Raw genomic sequence first — 20,813 nt, 5'->3', positions numbered from 1 at the left:
GGGAAATGGCGCGGTTTCGGCATGCCGGGTGGCCTCCGTCCGTGCTCCGTCACCTGGCAGGATTGGGGCTCTGGCGCGAGGGACCATGGGGGACCGTAGCGCGCGCAGTGCATCGAGAAGGAAGCGGAACGTGACGGACGTCAAGGCTGGTGTGGACCGGGCGGCCCTGCTCAAGGACCTCAAGCGGCAGGTCACGGCCCTGGAGGACGATCTGCGGGCGCGCACGGAGTCCGTGGACGAGATCCGCGACCGCCTGGAGGCCGAGTACCGGCACGCCCGCGAGGCCCGGCGTACCGCGGCGACGTACGGCGCCTGGCGCGACGAGCGGGTCACCCAGTCCGCGGCAGCCTGGGTGCTGGCCTGCGTCTTCGTCCGCTTCTGCGAGGACAACGGCCTCATCGACGAGCCGTTCATCGCCGGTCCGGGGGAGCGACTGGCGGAGGCTGAGGCCCGGCATGAGGCGTACTTCCGGGAGAACCCGACCGAGAACAACCGCGACTGGCTGTTCGCCGCGTTCGACGCTGTGCGCAAGGCGAACGACACGGCGGCGGGTCTCTTCGACAAGGCCCACAACCCGCTGTGGGACATCGAGCCCAGCTACGAGGCGGCGACCGAGCTGCTGTCCTTCTGGCGGCGGTGGGGCGCCGAGGGCGACATCCGCTACGACTTTACCGACCCCGAGTGGGACACCCGCTTCCTCGGCGACCTGTACCAGGACCTCAGCGAGCACGCCCGCAAGACGTACGCGCTGCTCCAGACCCCGGAATTCGTCGAGGAGTTCATCCTCGACCTCACGCTCGAACCGGCGGTCTCCACGGATGCGTTCGGCCTGAACCCGGTGTGGGAGGGCCCGGACGGGGAGGAGCGGCGGGGCCTGCGCACCATCGACCCGGCCTGCGGCTCCGGCCACTTCCTGCTGGGCATCTTCCACCGCCTGTTGGACAAGTGGCGTGCGGCTGAGCCTGGGACCGATGTGTGGACGCTGGTGCGCCGCTCACTGGAGTCCGTGCACGGCTGCGACAAGAACCCGTACGCGGTGAGCATCGCGCGGTTCCGGTTGCTGGTGGCCGCGATGCGGGCGGCGGGGGCGCGGCGGCTGAAGGACGCGCCGCCGTTCCCGATCAACGTGGCGGTGGGGGACTCGCTGCTGCACGGGCGGGACGCGGCGGGTATCCAGACCGACCTGGACACGCTGTTCGCGGAGGTGCAGATCGGGCGTGAGGAGGGCGCGTTCGCGTACTCGACGGAGGATGTGTGGGAATACGCGAAGCGGGTTGATCTGCTGGGACGAGGGTCTTATCACGTGGTGGTGGGGAATCCACCTTATATTACGGTCAAGGACAAGCAGGAGAAAGAGAACTACAAGAAGGGTTACGACGCCAGCGTCGGCCAGTACGCGCTTTCGGTGCCCTTCGCGCAGCGGCTCTTCGAGTTGGCGATCAAGGGGGCCGGGGGAAGTGCGGGCGGCGGCGGCTTCGTAGGGCAGATTACCGCTAATTCCTTCATGAAGCGTGAGTTCGGCAAGAAGCTGATTGAGGTCGTCTTCTGGGAGCGCGTCGAGCTGTCGCATGTGATTGACACCTCCGGTGCCTATATTCCCGGGCATGGCACTCCGACGGTAATCCTCGTTGGGCGTAACCGAGTGCCGAGTGAGAGGAATTCCGTGCGAGCGGTTCTGGGGCTGCGAGGCGAGACGCAGCAGCCGGAAGTTGCCTCTCAGGGGGCGGTCTGGCAATCCATTGTCGAGCTAGTTCGCCGGCCGGGCGAGGGTTCGGAATGGGTGAGCGTTGACGATCTGCAGCGTGCGCAGCTTGGCGACTTCCCGTGGTCGTTGAGTGGAGGTGGAGCAGGCGCCTTGATGCAACATTTGGACAACGTGCGGAAGTGTAAGCTCGGTGACAGAGTCGAAAATATCGGATTCTGTGCTGTCACCAGGGAAGATGACGCCTATTTGGTCGGCCGTGGCTTCGGGCGGCGCAAGGGGGTGTCGGCCGATAAAGTGCGTCCGATTCTCGGTGGCGGAGATGTTCGGGACTGGGGCCTCGGCCAGGGGACGGAATCGATCTTTCCGTATTCGGATTCCTCGCGCTCGGCAGAAGCTGACATCTCGACTTTGCGGGAGCTCTGGCCAAATCGAACCCTACTGAAGCTGCGTAAAGCTCTTTCTGGCACGCAAGAAGAACAGGGGTTGACTTGGTATGAGTATTCAAGTTTCTCCCCATTGCGGTACTGGGCGAAGTGGCTGCTCAGCTTCCCCTTTGTGTCGACTCATAATCACTTTGCGCTTCGCCGAGGCGCTGAGGTGTTCATCCGGACTGCGCCTGTCATTCGGTTGCCTGGTGATATTGGTGAGGGGGAACACCTTGAGCTGTTGGGGGTGCTGAACTCGTCGACTGCCTGTTTTTGGCTTAAGCAGGTGAGTCAGGGTAAGGGGGGCAGTGGCCTCGGGCGCGGTCTACAGGATGAGGATTGGGAAGAGCGTTACGAGTTCACTGGAACCAAGCTTCAGGAGTTCCCTCTACCGGAGCGGCTGCCCTTGGAGCTCGGGAGAGAGCTAGACCTTCTCGCTCAGGAGATGGCAAAACATGAGCCCTCTGCCGTGAGTGAAGGGAGCCTTCCCGCTCCGGATGTATTGAGTGAGGCGCGTACCGGCTACGTCGCCGCACGGAACAGGATGATCGCCAAGCAGGAGGAGCTGGACTGGGAGGTCTACGGTCAGTACGGCTTGCTTGCACCGTCGGAGGTAGCCCGCACCGTTGCGCCCGATCGCTACGCCGCCCTGCCCGAAGTACGGCTTGGAGAGCGCGCTTTCGAGATCGTGCTTGCGCGAAAGGTAGCCGCAGGCGAGGCGGAGACGGCCTGGTTCACCCGACACGGTTCCACTCCCGTCACCGAGATTCCCGCCCATTGGCCCGACTGGTATCGCGAGATCGTTCAGGCGCGCATCGACATCATCAACTCCCGCAAGGACATCGCCCTCATCGAGCGCCCCGAGTGCAAGCGTCGCTGGGCCGCGGAGCCGTGGGAGAAGAAGGAGCGGGCCGCGCTGCGGAACTGGTTGCTGGACCGGTGCGAGAACCAGGAGCTCTGGTACGAGGTCCGGGACGGGCTCAAGCGGCCCCGTCCGATGACCGTCAACTACCTTGCCGACCAGCTCAGCACGGACGAGGACTTCACTGCCGTCGCCGCGCTCTACGCCTCCGACCACCTCGGCAAGCCCGACCTGCCCCTCGCGCAGATACTGACCGAGGTGATCGCCGACGAGCACGTGCCCTACCTCGCCGCGATGCGCTACAAGGACCCCGGCCTGCGGAAGCGCGCGCAGTGGGAAGAGGTCTGGCGGCAACAGCGCGAGGAGGACAGGACGGGGCAGCGGCTCGACATCCCCGTACCGCCCAAGTACACGTCCGCAGACTTCGTTCGCGCGTCCTACTGGTCGAACCGCGGCAAGCTCGACGTGCCCAAGGAGCGGTTCATCTCGTACCCCGAGGCCGGGCCAGACAGCGACTCCACGCTGATGCTCGGGTGGGCCGGCTGGGACCACAAGGACCAGGCGCAGGCACTCTTCGAGCTGCTGGCCGCCCGCACCACTCGGGACGGTTGGAGTTCCGAACGGATCGTTCCGTTGCTCGCCGGCCTCCACGAGGTCATGCCGTGGGTCAAGCAGTGGCACGGCGAGTACGACGACGAGTGGGGTGACGTACCGGCGGACGAGCTGGAGGCCGAGTACGAGAACCAGCTCCGCAAGCACCAAGTTGGCCTGGAAGAGCTGAAGGCCTGGCGTCCGGTGCGGAAAACGCGTGGCCGCAAGGCGGCGGCGAAGCAGCCCGCGCTGGACGACGAGTAGCCATGGAGGTTGGTGGGGCAGCGACGCACGCTGCCCCATCGGAAGTTCAGAGGCGCGAGCCGGCCGCCAGCGCCGTGAACGCCGACCAGGCATCGCGGGACACGGCCAGCGCCTGCCTGTGCGTGTCCTTCGAGTCCCGGACGAGCACGGCCTCAGTGCGCACGGCGACCTCGACGCAGTTGTCGCCGGAGCTGCCGCTGTAACTGCTCTTGAACCAGGCCAGTTCAGTGGTACTCATAGTGCTCCTCGCATCTGCTCCAGCAGGCTTACTGTGGCTTCACGGCCGAGGGCCTGCGAACGCAGCTTGCCATAGCGCTGGAGCATAGCGCTGACGTCTTTCAGTGCTGTGATCAGAATGCTTGACTGCTGGCCCTCGGAGTAGCCCACCCACTCGTGTTGAGGTGTCTCTGCGAGGTACATCAAGCCGTCGATCCCCGCGTGATCGTACTGACGCAGAGGCATCACCTGGATCTCGACGTTCCTTCGAGCACCTTGCTCCAGTAGATGATCCAGCAGTTGTCGCGCAACCTCCGGCCCACCCATGTGCCGCTCAAGCAGCGCTTGTTCGATGACGAAGCTGAAGGCCGTATTCGGCCTCTCGGTCAGGAGCTGTTGCCGCTCCAGTCGTGCTGTGACCTGGCGTTCGATCTGTTCCTCGGAAAGCGGTGGCAGCCGCCGCTCGAAGATCGCGCGGATGTACGGCTCAGGCTGCAACAACCCCGGAATCGCTCGGCACTCATACGCATAAAGCGAGATCGCCTCCTCCTCGATCCCCGCCCACTGCCGGAACCATGACGCCAGCCCCGCCTTCCGCGTCAGGCTCCGTGCCGCCGCCCCCAGCACCCGCCCCGCAACCGCGCCCAACACCTCCTCCGACCGCTCCAGCAGATCCCGTGGCGGGAACCGCTTGCCCTGTTCGATCTTGGCGACGTACGCGACCGAGTACCGGACCAGCGGCGCGAACTGCTCCTGTGTCAGGCGGGCTTCTTCACGTAAGGCCTTGAGGACCGCGCCGAACGTCTTCAGACAGTCCGAGAGTTCCGGCTCGCAGCTTCCGTTGCCCCCGACCTGTCCAGCACTCCCACCCGAACCAACGCCGTTGTCGGTCACCATCGCAGCCGCCTTCCCCTGTGCCCTCGCGCTGCCGGGCCGTATCCGTGCCGGACCCGAGCACCACCCCGTACCGTCTGCCGAACGCGCTGCGCCACGTCCGACACGGTCATCGTCACGTACTGCGACCGACCCAGTCCAGCGCGTGAACCAGTACAGCGTGATCTGTATCAGTGCCGGACCTGCCGACGGGCCCTCGCCTCCCGACAGGGTGGGCCGCATGCAAGCCCCCCGCATCCAAAGCCCCACGCCCGCCCGCACATTCACGCAACGCTTCTCCGCCACCCGGCGCGGTGCGCGACTCGCCCGGCTGCTCGCCGCGCACCAGCTCACCGAATGGGGCCATCCGCACGGCACCGAAACCCACGACACCGTCGTCCTCGTCGTCGCCGAACTCGTGGCGAACGCGGTCCTCCACGGCCGCGTACCGGGACGGGACCTCGCCCTGTCCCTGTCCCACGACGAGAGCCGGTGCATCGTCCGCGTCGAGGTCACCGACACCCACCCCGCTCTGCCGACACGCAAGGCCCCCGGCTCGATCGAGGACGGGGGCCGTGGCCTGGTCCTCGTCGACGCGCTCGCCGCCGACTGGGGCGTACGCGACCGCCTCGGACCGGGCAAGACGGTCTGGGCCGAGTGCGTCCTGCCTCGCCCTGCACAGCTCGGGCAGTGATGTCGAGCTGTGCCCCTTGAGGAGCGTCCAGCCGGGCAGGCTGGACGCCGACCTGGTGACAACCGGGTCCGGAAGCGGACGTCAGCTGCGGAACCCGCGGGTCTCATCACGGCGCTCGACGCCCGGGTAGGGGGTGAACCACTCGTCCCACAGGTCATCCTCGATCACGTCCGACGCCAGGAACGCGCGCGCCCTGTCGCCCACGTCGAACACCCCAACCCCATCAGCGAGGAACTCCCAGTCGTCGTCGAACCGGGAGGCGGGAAGGGCCCGGTACGACTCGTCCGCACGGACGGATTCGGTATGGAGTCCGCCGATGGTGGAGAGGGCGAAGCCGAGTGCCACGCTCTCGGCCAGGCAGCGCGGTTCCGGGACCTGGCCGCTGAGCAGATCTGCCGCGAGGTCGTCGTACGCGCGAGCGCAGTGGAGAAGGAACCAGTCCGTCTGGGTTTCCACACTGTCCGGAACGCTGTGTTCCCAGAAGTTGGACCGGACGGTGAAATACGTCCTGTCCGCGAGGTCTCTCAGTACGTGGTGAAGGACGAATGCGGCCCTGGGCGTCACCCCGACCGTCCCGCAGTTCACGCAGCCACGGCCATCGGGGGACGAGTCGCAGACGTCGCACTTCGCGCAGTCCTCGTCCGCAGCACAGCCGCAGGCCGAGCAGTCTCCGCAAACGGTGGTGCTGAAGAGGGAGAACAGGGCCACATTGGGCCGCTCCAGGGTCTCCGTGACAGCCCGCGCAGTCTTGCGAGCCGACTGGGATCGCGGAGCGTCACCGTAGATCTCTTCGATCTCCCCCACAAGGTCGGTGATCCTCTTCCTGAGGGGACCTGGCAGCGAGGCCGAGCACTGGTGAACCTTCGAAAGCGCGCCTGCTCCTCCCTGGAGGGCCCCGTTGAGAGCGGCAGCGAGCAGTTGGGGCTCGTCACGGTTGTCGAAGGTCCCGATCTTCGAGAGCTCCGGTCCGCGGGGCGCCCCTTGGACGCTGAAGAGTACAGCGCCGTTGCCCTTGGGCTGGGTGAGGAAGAAGAGATGCGACGGTGTGGAATGTGCCGGCATGGCTGAGCCTCCGAATGGTGCGCGGGCACCGAGTGCGGGCATGCGTAGGGAACGCCGCCGCAGGCTCGTGCCTACTGCGCGGAAGATGAGGTGAGAGACAAAGCCGGTGGTCCGGGTGCGTCCGCAGACTCCTTGGCTGAAGCGCAGCTGGTGGTCTGGCTACGAGCGAGACCCCGTTGCTGGCACGCAGAAGCCTGCCACAGGAGGTGCCGGGAATGCCACCGAGTCCACGAAACCCTGAGCCTGGGCGAGTATGGCCCGCCCCCTCAACTCCTCCCCCCTCCCACCCTGATGTCCTGGTTCCAGGCGTCGCTCCGGCCGTTCCGTCCCGTCTTGCAGACCGTGTCGTAGCAGCGCCAGAACCAGATGCCGTTGGTGCGGCGGCGCAGTTCGATGCTCGTGCCGCCGCAGCGGGCGCACTTCGGCGGGCGGGTGAACAGCTCGGCGTGCTCGTGCTCCAGGACCTTGCGGGCGAAGTGGCCGCCGCGGATCGTCACCATGACCTCGCGGGTCCACGACTGGGACAGGGTGTTGAGGCTGCCGATCATCACCGTCCGCTCGTCGATCACCGCGATCTTCTGGTGCATGACGTTGACGGGAACGACGGTGTGGACGACGGCCCGCAGGTCCGCGATCAGACTCTGGTTGTCCGGGCGGGCCTGGATCTGGTCCGTGTCGTCGCGGATGAACACGGTCACGCGCACGCCGCGATCGGCCGCCTCGCGCAGCAGTGGCAGGATGCCGCGCACCCGGTTCGCGACCCACGGCGCCCACAGCCAGACCGAGGCGCGGGCCTTGCGGATCTCGTCCTCGAACGTACTGAAGAAGGTCGTCTCGTCATCGATGCCCGTGACCTCGACATGCCGGGCCAGCACGTCGGCGAGGGCGGCGCCGAACTCGCCGAGGTTCGGCGCGTCCTCGTGCGGCGGAGTGATCAAGTGGCCGGCCCGCAGGCGTCGTACGCCCGGCGTACCGACCAGCGCGGCCAGGTGAGTGAAGGCCGTGCCGTTCTTCGCGGATCGTATGCGCTCCCAGCTGCCGATGACGTAGAGGCGGGTCTGGACGCGGGTGGCCGCCACGTTGAACAGGCGCACGCCGTTGCGCGCCCAGTCCGACGCGCCCGGCTCCCGGCGGGCCAGTGACATCCAGAGTTCCCGGCCGTCGGCGCCCTCGACCGTGTCGAAGACGACGACGGGGAACTCCCTGCCCTGGAAACGGTGCGCCGTGCCCACCTCCGCGAGCGGGCCGCCGTCGCTCTCCACGTCCCGCAGGGCTTCCAGGGTCGCCTCCGCCTGGACGCCGTAGGGGGTGACGATGCCCGTGTCCTCGCCCTTCGCGCGGTGGTATTCGACCAGTGCCCTGGCGATCAGTGATCCGGCCGGCCACCAGCCGCTGCGGCGTCCGGTCAGGTGCGGTCTGGCCAGTTCGTGCAGTCCGTCGGTGTCGACGACGACGATCTCCGGGTCGTCGGAGGGCCGTGGCGCCGCGGTCTGCTTGCCGCCCCGCAGCATTCCCCCGTAGGCGAGAGAGTTGGCCAGGCCCATCACCGCCGGGCCGAAGCGGCGCTGCTCGGTCAGCGTGACGCAGGCCGGGTGCCGCCGGGCGTCCTCGGGGTCCTGGATGCCGCAGTGCTGGAAGACGTCCGGGAGCAGCCAGCGTTTGACGTCCGGGCGGTCGAGTTCCTTCAGCCGTTCCTCGACGACCGGGCCGAGCTGCATGAAGTCGCCGAGCAGGACGGCCGTCCGGATCGCCTTCGCTGTCGCGAGGATTACCTCGGGCAGCGTCGCCGCGCCCGCCTCGTCGACCAGGACCACGTCGTACGGGCCCTCGAAGACCGCCTTGTTGGTGCGGAACCTGGCCAGGGTGGTGGCGACCAGTTTCGCGCTCTTGATGATCTCGCCCTGGGCGTTGCGGGCGAGACGTTCGTACTCCTCCTGGACCTGCTGGAACTCCTCCTCCAGTGTGGAGCGACGGGCGGCGTCGGCTGTCACCCGGGGCCGTAATCGCTCGGCGCGGGCGTGGCGGGCGGGCCAGTCCTGCTGTTCGGCGCGGGCGGTGAGTTCCGCGGCGTTCAGGGCGCGGACGACGGCCCGTTCCAGCAGGGTGGTCTCCTCGCGACGGGCGGCCACGAGGTCCAGGGCCGACCTGTAGGTGGACTGCGCCGAGGCCAGTGCCTGCTCCAGAGCCGCGATCCGTTCAGGGGTGTGGGTGATGCCGGCGACCAGGTCCGCCAGGTCCTTCTCCAGCGCGACGATGTGCGCTTCGGCCGTGGTGCGAGCGGCCTGCGCCGCCCGGCGTGTGCGGGCGACGTCCTCCTCTGTGACGGCCAGCTGCTCACGCAGCTCCTGCCGTTTCTCCCGGGCCCGCCACCGGGCCACCGACCGCTGGGCGTCGAGCTGCCCCAGCTCCTCTCGCAGCTCGCGAAGGTAGTCCTCGGCCATCAGGGCATCGGCCTGCTTGCGCTCCGCGGCCTTGAGGATGCGGGACTGCTCCTTGCGTAGCCGGTCGACCTCGGCCCACTTCCGGCGCGACTCCTCCGCTGCGTCCTGGCGGCGCTGGGCCGCCACCGCGGCCTGCTGTGCCGCCTCCCGGGTCGCCACGGCCTCCTCCAGCAGGGCCGCCGCCGTCTCCGCCCTCTCCCGTACGGACACCGGATCCTGGCCGGGCGTGCGCAGCAGCTTCAGTGCGTCGAAGTAGGCGGTTGGGTCGAAGCGGACGAGGGAGGCGTCCAGCGCGGCCAGTTCCGCCGCGCGGGTCCGGACGTCGACCAGCGCGGCCTCGATCCCGCGTCGCCGCTCGGCCGTCTCGGCCAGGCGCTCGCGCACCATGAGCGGTAGCGAGACCTCCGGGTTGTCGGCGACCTCCCGCAACTGAGGCGGGCCCACGCGAACGATGTCACCCGGGCTGTGCCTGTTCTCCTTCACCACACCCAACAGGGCGTTGTCCACAGCGATGTTGGTGGCGGACACCAGCAGCACCCGGTCGCCGCGGGCGACCAGGTCACCGATGGCCCGCTTCAGCACCGTCGTCTTGCCGGTGCCCGGTGGACCCCACACCAGATGCACGCCCTGGCCCAGGCACGCGCGGTAGGCGTCTCCCTGCGCCGGGTGGAACCCCGGGGGGTCCGGAGCGGGTGATGACGCGCCGCCGATCGCACCACCGGCCAGGGCGCCCGCCAGTGGGGCCTCGCCCAGCCCGGCGATGCCGTCGCGCAGGGCCTCGACGAGGAAGGTCGACGGCTGCTTGAGCAGCCACAGATACGCGTCCGTGAGGTCGGCGAACTCGGCGACCTTGAGCGTGAGCAGGGAGCCGTTCTGCACCGTCTCCGAGACAGTGAAGCCCTTCGTTTCGATGCCGTCGGGCTCCGGCCCTGCGAGTCGCAGCGCGTCCAGCTGGTCCGGTCCGATGTCGGAGCCGCGTAGGTCGACCGCGTACCAGCCCGCCTCCTTGGTGCGGACCGCGCGCCCCACTCGCTGCCAGCGCGGCTGCCTGCCGGTGCCGCCCGTGATCGCCACCAGTTCGCCCAAGGCCGCGGCGATCTCCTCACGCCACCCCACCCGTCGTCGCCCCCGCTCCCCGTCCCACCGACAGATCCCGCGCCGACCCTACCCAGCGGAAGCTGCCTGTGATCCCGTGTGCACCGTGTGATACGGAGAATCCGTACCGCACGGGCATACGTGTCAGCGCCACCTGGCAGGATGTGAACGCGCCGACCAGTGCACGAGCTGTGCAGCCGAACCGTGAGCCGAGAGAAGGAATGACCGCCTGATGCCCATGAGCGAGCTCCTGCTGAAGGACGTCATCGAGATCAAGGAAGACGTCCATGCCGGCGACTTCAAGATCGAGCTCTCCCAGGGTTTCAGCGAGACCGACGCCCGGGTGGCCGAGTACGTGGTCACCGAGCAGCTTCAGAAGGCGTTCCGGCAGGCGCTAGACATCGTCGCGGCCTGCGTCAGGTCGGGCAACTCGGAAGCCGCCTACCTGCACGGTTCCTTCGGCTCCGGCAAGAGCCACTTCCTGACCGTGCTGCACGCCGTGCTCAACAACCACCCGTCCGTCCGGACCAAGTCCCGGCTGGTCGAGGTCGTGGCGCCGCACGACGAGTGGCTGCGACGGAGCCGGTTCCTGATGGTGCCGTACCACCTCGTCGGCTCCGCCGACCTCGACTCCGCCCTGCTCGGCGGCTATGTGCACACGGTGCGGGAGCTCCACCCCGACCAGCCGCTGCCCCCCGTCTACCGGGCCGACGCGTTGCTCGCCGACGCCCGCACCCAGCGCGAGTTCCTTGCCGACGACGCCAAGTTCCTGCAGTGGCTCGGCAAGGGAGCCGCCGCCCTCACGCCGAGCGCGGCCGCGCCCGTGGAGGCCGACCCGGACGACATGCCGATGATCGACGGCGAGGCCGCGGCGCTGCCAGCCGGGACGTGGACGGGTGCCGACTTCGACCGGGCCTTCGCGGGCGCGCCCGACGACCCGTACCGCGAGCGGCTGGTCTCCGCGCTGCTCAGTGGCCCCATGGCCGCTTACGCGCAGGGCATGCGCGGCGAGGCCAGCGCGTTCCTTCCGCTGGAGAACGGCCTCAAGGTCATCTCCCGGCACGCCCAGTCCCTCGGCTACACCGGAGTCGTCCTCTTCCTCGACGAACTGGTCCTGTGGCTCCAGGCGAAGATGGGCAACCAGGACTTCGTGCGCGACCAGGTGCAGCGGCTGGTCAAACTCATCGAGTCGGGAGACAGCGGCCGACCGGTGCCGATCGTGTCGTTCATCTCCCGCCAGCGCGACCTGTCGCAGCTGATCGGCTCGGACGTCGTCGGCGCCGACGTGACCAACCTCGAGCAGCAGATCGAGTACCTGGCCGAGCGGTTCAACGTCGTCGACCTCGAGGACAGCAACCTCGTCGAGATCATCAAGCATCGCGTGCTCGCCCCGAAGCCCGGCATGGAGTCCGTGCGCGACGACGCGTTCAAACTCGTCGAATCGTCCAACGACGAGGTCCGGCAGATCCTCCTGGACGCGCAGGGCCGCACCGAGGCATCCTGGGACGACTTCCGGGAGCTGTACCCGCTCTCCCCGGCGCTCCTCAACGTCCTCGTCGACCTCTCGGGCGCCCTCCAGCGCGAGCGCACCGGCCTCAAACTCGTCCAGGAGCTGCTGCGCCGCCGCCGCGACGACCTGAAGCTCGGGGAACTCATCCCGCTCGGCGACCTGTGGGACGTCATCGCCCACCGCTCCGGAGCCGCGTTCACTCCCCGGCTGCGCAAGGACGCGGAGACCGCCGGCGACTTCCACGGGCGGGTGCGTGAGGAACTGCTGCGCAAGTACAAGACCCCCGACGACAAACGGTTCCAGGCCGACGAGCGGCTCATCAAGACGCTGCTGCTGGCCGCGCTCGCACCCAATGTGCCCGCCCTGACCCGGCTCACCGGCACCCGGCTCGCCGCCCTCAACCACGGCTCGATCCGGACCCGCGTGGGAGACGCCGGTTCCGTCGCCGCCAAGCGGCTGCGGGAACTGCAGGTCTCCTTCGACAGCGAGCTGCGCAGCGAGGGAGACAAGACCGACCCCGTCTTCCACCTGCACCTCTCCGACATCGACGTCGAACCGCTCCTCGAAGAGGTGCAGGGCGTCGCCGACCAGCTCGGCTACCGACGGCAGTGGATCAAGGACCAGCTCTGGCACGAGCTGGGTATCCAGGACACCCAGCCCTTCGTCTGTGAACGGGACGTCGTCTGGCGCGGCACCAAACGCACCGTTGAGTTCATCTTCGGCAACGTGCGCGACACCCACCTGCCCGACGACGAATTCGCACCCCAGCAGGCCGGGAACCTCCGCATCGTCTTCGACTACCCCTTCGACGACGGCGACCACGGGCCCGTCGACGACCTCCAGCGCGTCGACCGGCTCAGGCGGGCGGGCCGCACGGAGCCCACGCTCGTCTGGCTGCCCGACTTCTTCTCCGAACAGACCTCCCGGCAGCTCGGACGCCTGTTGAAGATCAACTACCTGCTGGAGCGCGACCGGCTCGACGAGCACACCGCCACCCGCCCCGCCGAGGAGCGGGCCCAGATCCGCAACCAGCTCAAGGCCTCCCGGGACAACATCAGCGGCCACCTCACCGACGCCCTGCTCCAGCTGTACGGGATCAACCGAGCCGAGCCGGAGACCGTCGGCGCGACCGTCCCCGACGGGCAGCACCTGGTGTCCCTGCTGCCGGGCTTCACCCGTACCCGGCCCGAGCCGTCGGTCGGCTTCGAGCAGAACCTGCTGCTGCTCGCCGACGGCATGTTCGCCGCCCGGTACCCCAAGCACCCCGACTTCGACCCGCGGCTGACCCGCAAGGCCATCACCCTGCGAGAACTCAAGACCACCATGGAGTGGATCGCCCGGGCGATGGAGGACGGCTCCCGGCGGGTCGTCGTGGACAGCCAGCAGCTGCCCGCCGTCAGGAAGATCGTGCACGCGCTCGGCCTCGGCGAGGTCCACGACGGACCGCTCAACGTCAGCAACGACTGGCGGCTGCGCATCAACAAGAAGGCCGCCGAGAACCCTGACGCCGGCGACGACCTCGCCGTCGAGACGATCCGCGACTGGATCACCGAGCTCGGCTACGAGGGCCTCGACCGCAACGTCGGCAACCTGATCATCGCGACCTACGCGTTGCTCGACGACCGCACCTGGATCTACCAGACCCAGGTCGTGCCGCAGGCCCCCGAACTGGACCGCATCATCCCCGGCTACGGGCTGCGGGCCGTCGCCCTCCCTGACGAGGACACCTTCACCACCGCACTGCGGCGCGCCGGGGCCATCTTCGGGCAGAGCGTGTCGCCGGTGCTCTTCGCCAGGAACGTCTCGCGGCTCGCAGCGCAGGTGCGCGCCGTCGCCGAAGAGCACCGCACCGCCGTGGGGGAGACCCGGACACTGCTCCAGGACAACGCCGTACGGCTCGGTCTCGAAGGGCCCGGTGGCGTGGACGCGCCGCGGCTGAAGTCCACGAAGGCCGCCGCCGACCTGATCGCCCGACTGCTGCGCACCACCGACGCCACCCTTCTCACGGAGGAACTCGCGGGCGCTACCTATGAAGTGACGGACCGTGAGATCGGTGCCGCTCTCAAGCAGGCCCCCGAAGTGCTGCAGGTACTGCGGGCACAGCGCGACAGCCGCTGGTCCGATCTGGACATGGTCCGCGAACTCGCGGGCCGGGACGACGGCGTAGGCGACCGGGCGCAGCGGCTGCTGGACACCGTCCGCCGGGCGGCCAACGCGCACGAGGAGGACGAGTCCCTCGTCCCGGTGCTGGACTCGCTGCAGGAGTCGGCCGTGGCCCTCATGCGGGAGGCCACCCGGCTCGCCCAGGCGGCCCGGCCGGTCGAGCCCGTTCCGTCCGCCGAGCCGACCGCGGAGGACGTACGCCTCACCGAGCACGGCACGCCCCCGGTGCCCGCGGCTCCGGCCGAGCCGGACCGGGACGCCCCGCATTCCGGACCGGCCCCGCGGGATCCGCGCGTGGGCTACGCGGCCGAGTCCGTCCGCCGTCCCGCCGCGTACGTCGTTGAACCCACCCGGTTGGAAACCACGCTCGCGGCGACCGTCGACGGGCTCAGCGCCGACATCCGTCGCTTCCTCACCGCGCACCCCGGTACCCGCGTCCAGGTCACCTGGCAGGTGATCGAGGACGCCCACGGCGAGGCCGGAGCGGCCGACCGGGACGAGAAGGGGAGCGAAGGCTGATGGCGCTCCTGCCTCAGGTGGGACGGCGCACCGTCGAGGCGCTCCTGGACCGGCACGCCAAGAAGCTGGCCGAGCACAGTCTCATGCTGGTCCACGGACAGTACGCGGCCGGCTCGGCCACCACCTTCACCGCCGAGGTCGGTGAGCAAACCCGACGGGTCACGGTGCGCGACGAGTCCTCCGTCCTCGGCATCCTGGCCGCCTGGCACAGCCACCGCGAAGACGCCGCGCCCGGTGACCTGCTGGTGGTCACCACCGGTGTCGACGACGATCAGCTCGGCTGGGACCTGCGCGGGCACGCGGTGCACCGGCGCACCCTCACCGTCGAGAAGGCCGAGATCGTGACGCAGCGGTTCGGGGCCACCGGACTCGACGTGCGCATGTACCGCGAGGACTGGCTGCTCCAGGCCCTCGTCGACGCCGAACCCGCGGGACGGGGATGGCCGCGCACCGCAGGCGTCCTCACCCGGGACGCCGCCCTGCGAGCCCTGGTCGTCGAACGCCTCGGACTCGACCACCCGGACATCTCGCCCCACGCCACGGCGGAGGCCGCCGTGGACGCGGACGTGCTGCTCGCCTGGTCGCGCACTCCGGCCGGGCCGCGCCGTTTCGCCGCACTCGGCGACACCGAACGCGCGGAGCTGAAGAAGTGGCTCGGCGAGGTCGCAGGGCCCGCCGCACCGGTCCTGCTCACCCTCGCCGAGATCGGACGGGGAAACGACGCGATGGCGCTCGGCCTGCTCGGTGCCGCGCTACGCGACCCCGCCGCCGACCCCGACGTGGCCCTCGCCGTCGGTGGACTGTTCGGCAAGGCCGGCCCGCGCCGGGGTGAGATCGGCGCCTTCACCGACGCGGTGGAAGGCACCCTCCTGCGCTGGATCGGAGAGGCCGCGGGTTCGGTCGACTCACGCCACAAGGTGTTCGCCGTGCTGCAGCGCGCCGACGACCTGGCCCGGGACGCCGGTCTCACCGCGGGCCTCAACGGCAGCCGTTTCCTCCTGTCCAGCTTCGCCGCCCAGCTCGCCGCCGTCGTGGAGGGCGCGCACACGTCCCCCGCGCAAGGCGAGAGCGCACTGGCCGAGCTGACCGGACACGCGCTGGCGGGACTCTTCCCCGACCGGGTGCGTGTCGCCGAGATGGCCGTGCGTCTCGCTCGGTGGCTGCGCCAGGGACCGCCTGCCGTGACGTCCGTGGCAGCGGGCGTGCGCGACCATGTCGCCGAGTGGGGGTGGGCCGACCGGGCGCTGTCCGTCCTCTGGGCCGGCGACCCCGGCGGCGACCCGGCCGTCGCCCGGGGCCTGCGTGACCTCTACGAGGACGGCAGGGCCCAGCGTGAACGGCTCGACGAGCAGTTCGCCCGGCACCTGGCCGGCTGGGCTCCGAACGCCACCGCCCAGCAACCGGGCGGCTGTCTGGTCGTCGAGAACGTCCTCGACACCGTCGTCCGTCCCCTGACCACAGGCGGGCCGCCTCTGGTGATCGTGCTCGACGGCATGAGCAGCGCCGTCGCCGCGCAACTGGGGGAAGAAGCCGAGCGGGAAGGCTGGCAGGAGATCGTGCCGCGGTCCGGCGAGGGTGCACGGCGCACTCGCCTCGCCGCAGTCTCCATGCTGCCCTCGATCACCCGGACGAGCCGGGCATCCCTGCTCTGCGGCACGGCCATCCAAGGGGGGCAGTCCACCGAGGCTTCCGGGTTCGCGGCCTTCTGGAAGAAGCGTCGCAAGGACGCGGTCCTCTTCCACAAGGCGTCGATAGGGGGAGACGCGGGCCACTTCCTCGCCCAGGAACTCACCTCAGCGCTCGCCTCCGACGCGGTCGTCGGCGTCGTCCTCAACACCATCGACGACGCCCTTGACTCCGGTCAGCAGGGGCAGCGCACCGTGTGGTCCCTCGGCGACATCACCTACCTGCGGGAACTGCTGGCCGCCGCCCGCAGCTACGCGCGTCCCGTCGTCCTCGTCGCCGACCACGGGCACGTCATCGACCGTGGCCGGGGCCGGGTGACCCCCGCCGCGGACGCCGGCGGATCGGCACGCTGGCGGCCGGACACCGACGCCGGCGACGGCGAGGTCGTGCTGAGCGGGCCGCGCGTCCTCGAAGGAGGCGGCACCATCACCGTTCCCTGGCACGAGGACCTCCGGTACGCCGCGCGCCGGGCCGGCTACCACGGCGGGGCCTCCCTCGCCGAGATCACCGTCCCGGTCCTCGTCCTGCTTCCCTCGAAGGAACTCGCTCCGCGCGAGTGGGAACCGCTGCCCCGCGAACAGGCCGCTCCCTCCTGGTGGAAGGCCGCCACCGCGACACCCCTCGAGGTGCGGGAACCCCAGCCGGAGAGCGCCACGCAGCCGGTGCGGAGACCGGCGAAGCCCGCGCTTCGGCAGAACGAAGAACTGTTCGATGCCGACGACGTGGTGATGCCCGAAGCGGCGCCGGAGGCGTCATCCGTCCCGGCGACCCTAGGCGGGCGTGTTGTGGCCAGCGAGGTGTACGAGGCGCAGAAGGAGTACGTACGCAAAGCTCCGGAAGGCAAGGTCGTCGCCGCCGTCATCGATGCGCTCGCCGCCGCCGGGGGCACCATGTCACCTGCCGCCCTGGCCGCCGCCATCTCGGCGACCGGCCGGGTGCGACGCAACATCGAGGGCTTCGTCGCCACCGTGCAGCGCCTGCTCAACGTCGAGGGTTACCCGGTACTCGGCTTCGTCGACGCCGGTCACGCGGTGAAGCTCGACGTCGCCCTGCTCCGCGACCAGTTCCTGGCGGGCGAGGCGAGGGGCGGGTCGCCGAGAAAGGAGACGTCATGAGCGCGGGAGCCCCGGCCAGCCCCGTACGTATGCGGGAGGTCGTGGACGCGCTCAGGCGCGGCACCGTACCGCAGGCCGGGCTGGACCTGCTCGCCGTCGGCCTGGACCGGTTCGAGACCGCGCTCGACGACGACCTTGCAGCAACAGCACGGGGCGGAGCGGCGTTCCACGCCATCCGCGGTGAGTACGGGTCCGGTAAGACGTTCTTCGCGCGGTGGCTCGCCGAGCGCGCCAAACGTGCGGGACTGGCCACGGCAGAAGTCCAGATCTCCGAGACCGAAACCCCGCTCCACCGGCTGGAGACGGTCTACCGCCGACTCACCGAGCGCCTGACGACCGCCACACACCAGCCCAGCGCACTGCGCGCGGTCGTCGACTCGTGGTTCTACACACTGGAGGAAGAAGTCCTCGACGCCGGAGAGACGGACGAAGAGGATGAGGCGGCACTCGCCGCGGCCGTCGACGTGCTCATGGAACGCAGACTCGCCGACGTCGCCAGGACCACCCCCGCCTTCGCAGCCGCACTGCGCGGCTACCGGCGAGCCGTTGCCGCCGGAGACGGGGCGACGGCAGAGGCACTCATCGCCTGGCTCGGAGGTCAGAAGTCGGTCGCGTCCTCCGCCCGCCGCAGTGCCGGCGTCCGAGGGGACCTCGACCACTTCGCGGCCCTCGGCTTCCTGCAGGGGCTGCTCACCGTGCTGCGCGACTGCGGCCACCCGGGGCTCCTTCTCGTCCTCGATGAGATCGAGACCCTGCAACGCGTACGTGGTGACGTCCGCGAGAAGGGCCTCAACGCGCTGAGGCAATTGCTTGACGAGATCGACGCGGGTCGGTTCCCGGGGCTCTTCCTCGTCATCACGGGCACCCCGGCGTTCTACGACGGACAACAGGGTGCGCAGCGGCTGCCTCCGCTCGCGCAACGGCTGGCCACCGACTTCACGACCGAGCCGCGCTTCGACTCCCCGCGCGCCGTCCAGCTCCGGCTCCCGGGATTCGACCTGTCTCAGCTCGGCGAACTCGGCCGTACCGTGCGCGATGTGTACGCCCGGATCGCACGCAATCCCGATCGGGTGACCGAGCGGGTCGACGACGCGTATCTGACGGAGCTGGCCAGCGCCGTCACCGGCGGGCTCGGCGGCAAGGTCGGCGTCGCGCCCCGCGTGTTCCTGCGCAAGCTGGTGGCCGACGTCCTCGACCGCGTCGACGAGTTCGAGGACTTCGACCCCCGCACGCACTACGCCCTCACCATCACCTCGTCCGAACTCACCGAAACCGAACGCAACGCCGCCGCATCAGGGGATGCCGACGCCGTCGAACTGGAGCTGCCGTGAGTGCCGGGGACCTGGACCCGGCGCTCATCCACCACATCGTCAACACCCTGGGGTGGCGGAGCCTGCGACCTCTTCAGGAAGCAGCCGTCACCCCCCTCGTCTGTGGGGACGACGCCGTCCTGCTCGCTCCCACCGCGGGCGGCAAGACCGAGGCAGCTGCCTTCCCCCTGCTGACCCGGATGACGGGGGAGCGGTGGAGCGGCACGTCCGTCCTCTACGTCTGCCCGCTGAAGGCCCTGCTCAACAACCTGCTGCCACGGTGGGAGACCTACACCTCCTGGCTGGGCCGCACCGCGGCCCTGTGGCACGGAGACACCACGGCCGGTGCCCGCAAACGGATCCTCGCCGCACGTCCCGACGTCCTGCTCACCACACCGGAATCACTCGAAGCGATGCTGGTGAGCGCCAACGTCGACCACACGTCGTTCTTCTCGGGGCTGCAGGCCGTCGTTGTGGACGAGGTGCACGCCTTCGCCGGTGACGACCGGGGATGGCACCTTCTCGCCGTACTGGAACGACTGCAACGGGTCACGGGTCGACCCGTGCAGCGTGTCGGCCTCTCGGCGACCGTCGGCAATCCGGAAGCGCTGCTTACCTGGTTGCAGGGTTCTGGGGCGAGTAAGCGGCCGGGTCAGGTCATCGCTCCCCACCTCATCGAGTCTCCGCTCACAGAGGGTGTAGCCGAAGTCGTGCGCGCGGCATCCGGGGGGTCGACCGCCGTGCCGCCGGGAGACGTCCAGCTCGACCACGTCGGTTCCCTGGACAACGCGGCCACCGTCATCGCCGCATTGCACCGTGGCGAGAAGCGCCTCGTCTTCTGCGAGTCACGGCGCTACGTGGAGGAGCTGGGGGAAAAGCTCCGTGCCAAGGGCGTCACCACATTCCTGTCGCATGCTTCGCTCTCCCTCGACGAGCGCCGGCGTGCCGAGGCGGCTTTCGCCGAGGCTCGCGACTGCGTGATCATCTCCACCAGCACTCTGGAACTCGGCATCGATGTCGGTGACTTGGACCGCGTCATCCAGATCGACGCTCCGGCCTCGGTCGCCTCCTTCCTTCAGCGTCTCGGCCGCTCCGGACGCCGTGAAGGGGCCGCACGCAACTGCCTGTTCCTCGCCCTGGACGAGGACGGTCTGCTGGCCGCGGCCGGACTGCTGCTCAAGTGGTCGCAGGGCTGGGTGGAACCGGTCGTCGCGCCACCGGAACCCCGGCACATCGTCGCCCAGCAACTCCTGGCGCTGTGCTTGCAGGAGAACCGCGTCGGTGAGCACTTGTGGCAGGAGTGGTGGAACGGTCTCGGTCCTTTCGGCACATCCGCCGCCGAGCCCATTGTCCGGCACCTTGTCGACCAGGGGTACCTGGACCGGGACGGCGGCATGCTGTTCATCGGGCCGGAGGCCGAGCGGCGCTTCGGACACCGCCACTTCATGAACCTCACCGCCGTGTTCACCGCACCTCCACAGTTCACCGTTCTCCAAGGACGCACAGAGATCGGCCGAACCGACCCAAGCCTCCTCACCGAGCGGATCGACGGTCCGCGTCGGCTTCTGCTCGCCGGCCGGAACTGGCAGGTCACCTACATCGACTGGCGGCGCAGACGCTGCTTCGTCGAACCCGTTGACGGGGGAGGCAAGGCGAAGTGGAGCAGCGCCGGGTTCGGCTCGGCGGGTTCCCATGTGCTCACGCGCGCCGAGCGCCAGGTACTGCTGGGCCAGGACCCGCCCGTGAAGATGACGCAACGGGCGACCAGCGCCCTGCACCGGACGCGCGAGGAGTATCTGGATCGGGTGCATCCCGGAGGCACCTTGATCATTCAGGACACGCGGGGTCACGTGCGCTGGTGGACATGGGCGGGCCACCGCGCCAACGCCACGCTCGCTGCGACTCTCGACACACTGGTCGTGCCGGGGCAGCACATCAACGACCGCTGGATTCGACTGCGGGAGGACGTCACCGCGCGCAGTTGGAACGACGCCACCAAGGGCATGACGGCCCGGTTGTGTCTGCCAGACGTCGACGAACGCGCTCTACGCGGCCTGAAGTTCGGCGAGGCCCTGCCACCACGCCTCGCCGAGGGCACCTTGTCGGCACGGCTGGCCGACGTGGAGTCCGCTGCCGCCGTGCTCACGGAACCGGTGCGTTTTCTCCGGCGCGAAGGGTGACATCGGCGGGCTGCAACGGAACAGGAAAGAAGGCGGTGAGCAGGACGGCAAATGAGAATCGGACATCCTGCACAAGCGGGTGAGTATTCCGGGACAATGGAT

General features: G+C 69.2%; 10 protein-coding genes. 6 read left to right on the top strand and 4 right to left on the bottom strand.

Annotated features, from left to right (window positions below):
• Positions 1-130 precede the first annotated feature (130 nt).
• Positions 131-3,847, top strand: coding sequence for a BREX-2 system adenine-specific DNA-methyltransferase PglX (gene pglX, locus FHS34_RS26280; RefSeq protein ID WP_225817628.1), 3,717 nt, complete (start codon positions 131-133; stop codon positions 3,845-3,847).
• 46 nt (positions 3,848-3,893) lie between these two features.
• Here pglX and FHS34_RS26275 read toward each other — a convergent pair whose 3' ends face one another.
• Together FHS34_RS26275 and FHS34_RS26270 are read right to left on the bottom strand one after the other, a co-directional pair.
• A complete protein-coding gene (locus tag FHS34_RS26275; RefSeq protein ID WP_184969731.1) occupies positions 3,894-4,085 on the bottom strand; it encodes a DUF397 domain-containing protein in 192 nt (63 codons plus the stop codon).
• Positions 4,082-4,960 (bottom strand): helix-turn-helix domain-containing protein, encoded by an 879-nt coding sequence (locus FHS34_RS26270; protein WP_184969729.1) that lies wholly within the window; start codon positions 4,958-4,960, stop codon positions 4,082-4,084. Before FHS34_RS26270 ends, FHS34_RS26275 begins: the two co-directional genes overlap by 4 nt.
• A 217-nt stretch (positions 4,961-5,177) precedes the next feature.
• Here FHS34_RS26270 and FHS34_RS26265 point away from each other — a divergent pair, with 217 nt between their 5' ends.
• Positions 5,178-5,630 (top strand): ATP-binding protein, encoded by a 453-nt coding sequence (locus FHS34_RS26265; RefSeq protein WP_184969727.1) that lies wholly within the window; start codon positions 5,178-5,180, stop codon positions 5,628-5,630.
• An 81-nt stretch (positions 5,631-5,711) separates the two neighbouring features.
• Here FHS34_RS26265 and FHS34_RS26260 read toward each other — a convergent pair whose 3' ends face one another.
• Entirely contained in the window at positions 5,712-6,692 is a 981-nt protein-coding gene (locus FHS34_RS26260; RefSeq protein ID WP_184969725.1) for a hypothetical protein, read from the bottom strand.
• Between the two features lie 266 nt (positions 6,693-6,958).
• On the bottom strand, positions 6,959-10,219 hold the full coding sequence (locus FHS34_RS26255; RefSeq protein WP_221509482.1) for an AAA domain-containing protein: 3,261 nt from the start codon (positions 10,217-10,219) through the stop codon (positions 6,959-6,961).
• A 241-nt stretch (positions 10,220-10,460) separates the two neighbouring features.
• Here FHS34_RS26255 and FHS34_RS26250 point away from each other — a divergent pair, with 241 nt between their 5' ends.
• From FHS34_RS26250 to FHS34_RS26235, 4 genes are read left to right on the top strand one after another with little or no spacing between them, the layout of a single operon-like run.
• A complete protein-coding gene (locus tag FHS34_RS26250) occupies positions 10,461-14,420 on the top strand; it encodes a DUF6079 family protein (RefSeq protein WP_184969721.1) in 3,960 nt (1,319 codons plus the stop codon).
• Entirely contained in the window at positions 14,420-17,221 is a 2,802-nt protein-coding gene (gene pglZ, locus FHS34_RS26245) for a BREX-2 system phosphatase PglZ (protein ID WP_184969719.1), read from the top strand. The genes FHS34_RS26250 and pglZ overlap by 1 nt, the downstream gene beginning before the upstream one ends.
• A complete protein-coding gene (gene brxD, locus FHS34_RS26240; RefSeq protein ID WP_184969717.1) occupies positions 17,218-18,552 on the top strand; it encodes a BREX system ATP-binding protein BrxD in 1,335 nt (444 codons plus the stop codon). The genes pglZ and brxD overlap by 4 nt, the downstream gene beginning before the upstream one ends.
• Complete coding sequence (locus FHS34_RS26235; protein WP_184969715.1) at positions 18,549-20,711, top strand: DEAD/DEAH box helicase; 2,163 nt, start codon at positions 18,549-18,551, stop codon at positions 20,709-20,711. Before brxD ends, FHS34_RS26235 begins: the two co-directional genes overlap by 4 nt.
• Positions 20,712-20,813: the final 102 nt, after the last annotated feature.

This window comes from Streptomyces echinatus, from assembly GCF_014203595.1.
GTDB lineage: Bacteria > Actinomycetota > Actinomycetes > Streptomycetales > Streptomycetaceae > Streptomyces > Streptomyces echinatus.
This window is presented reverse-complemented; position numbering and strand designations above follow the sequence as displayed.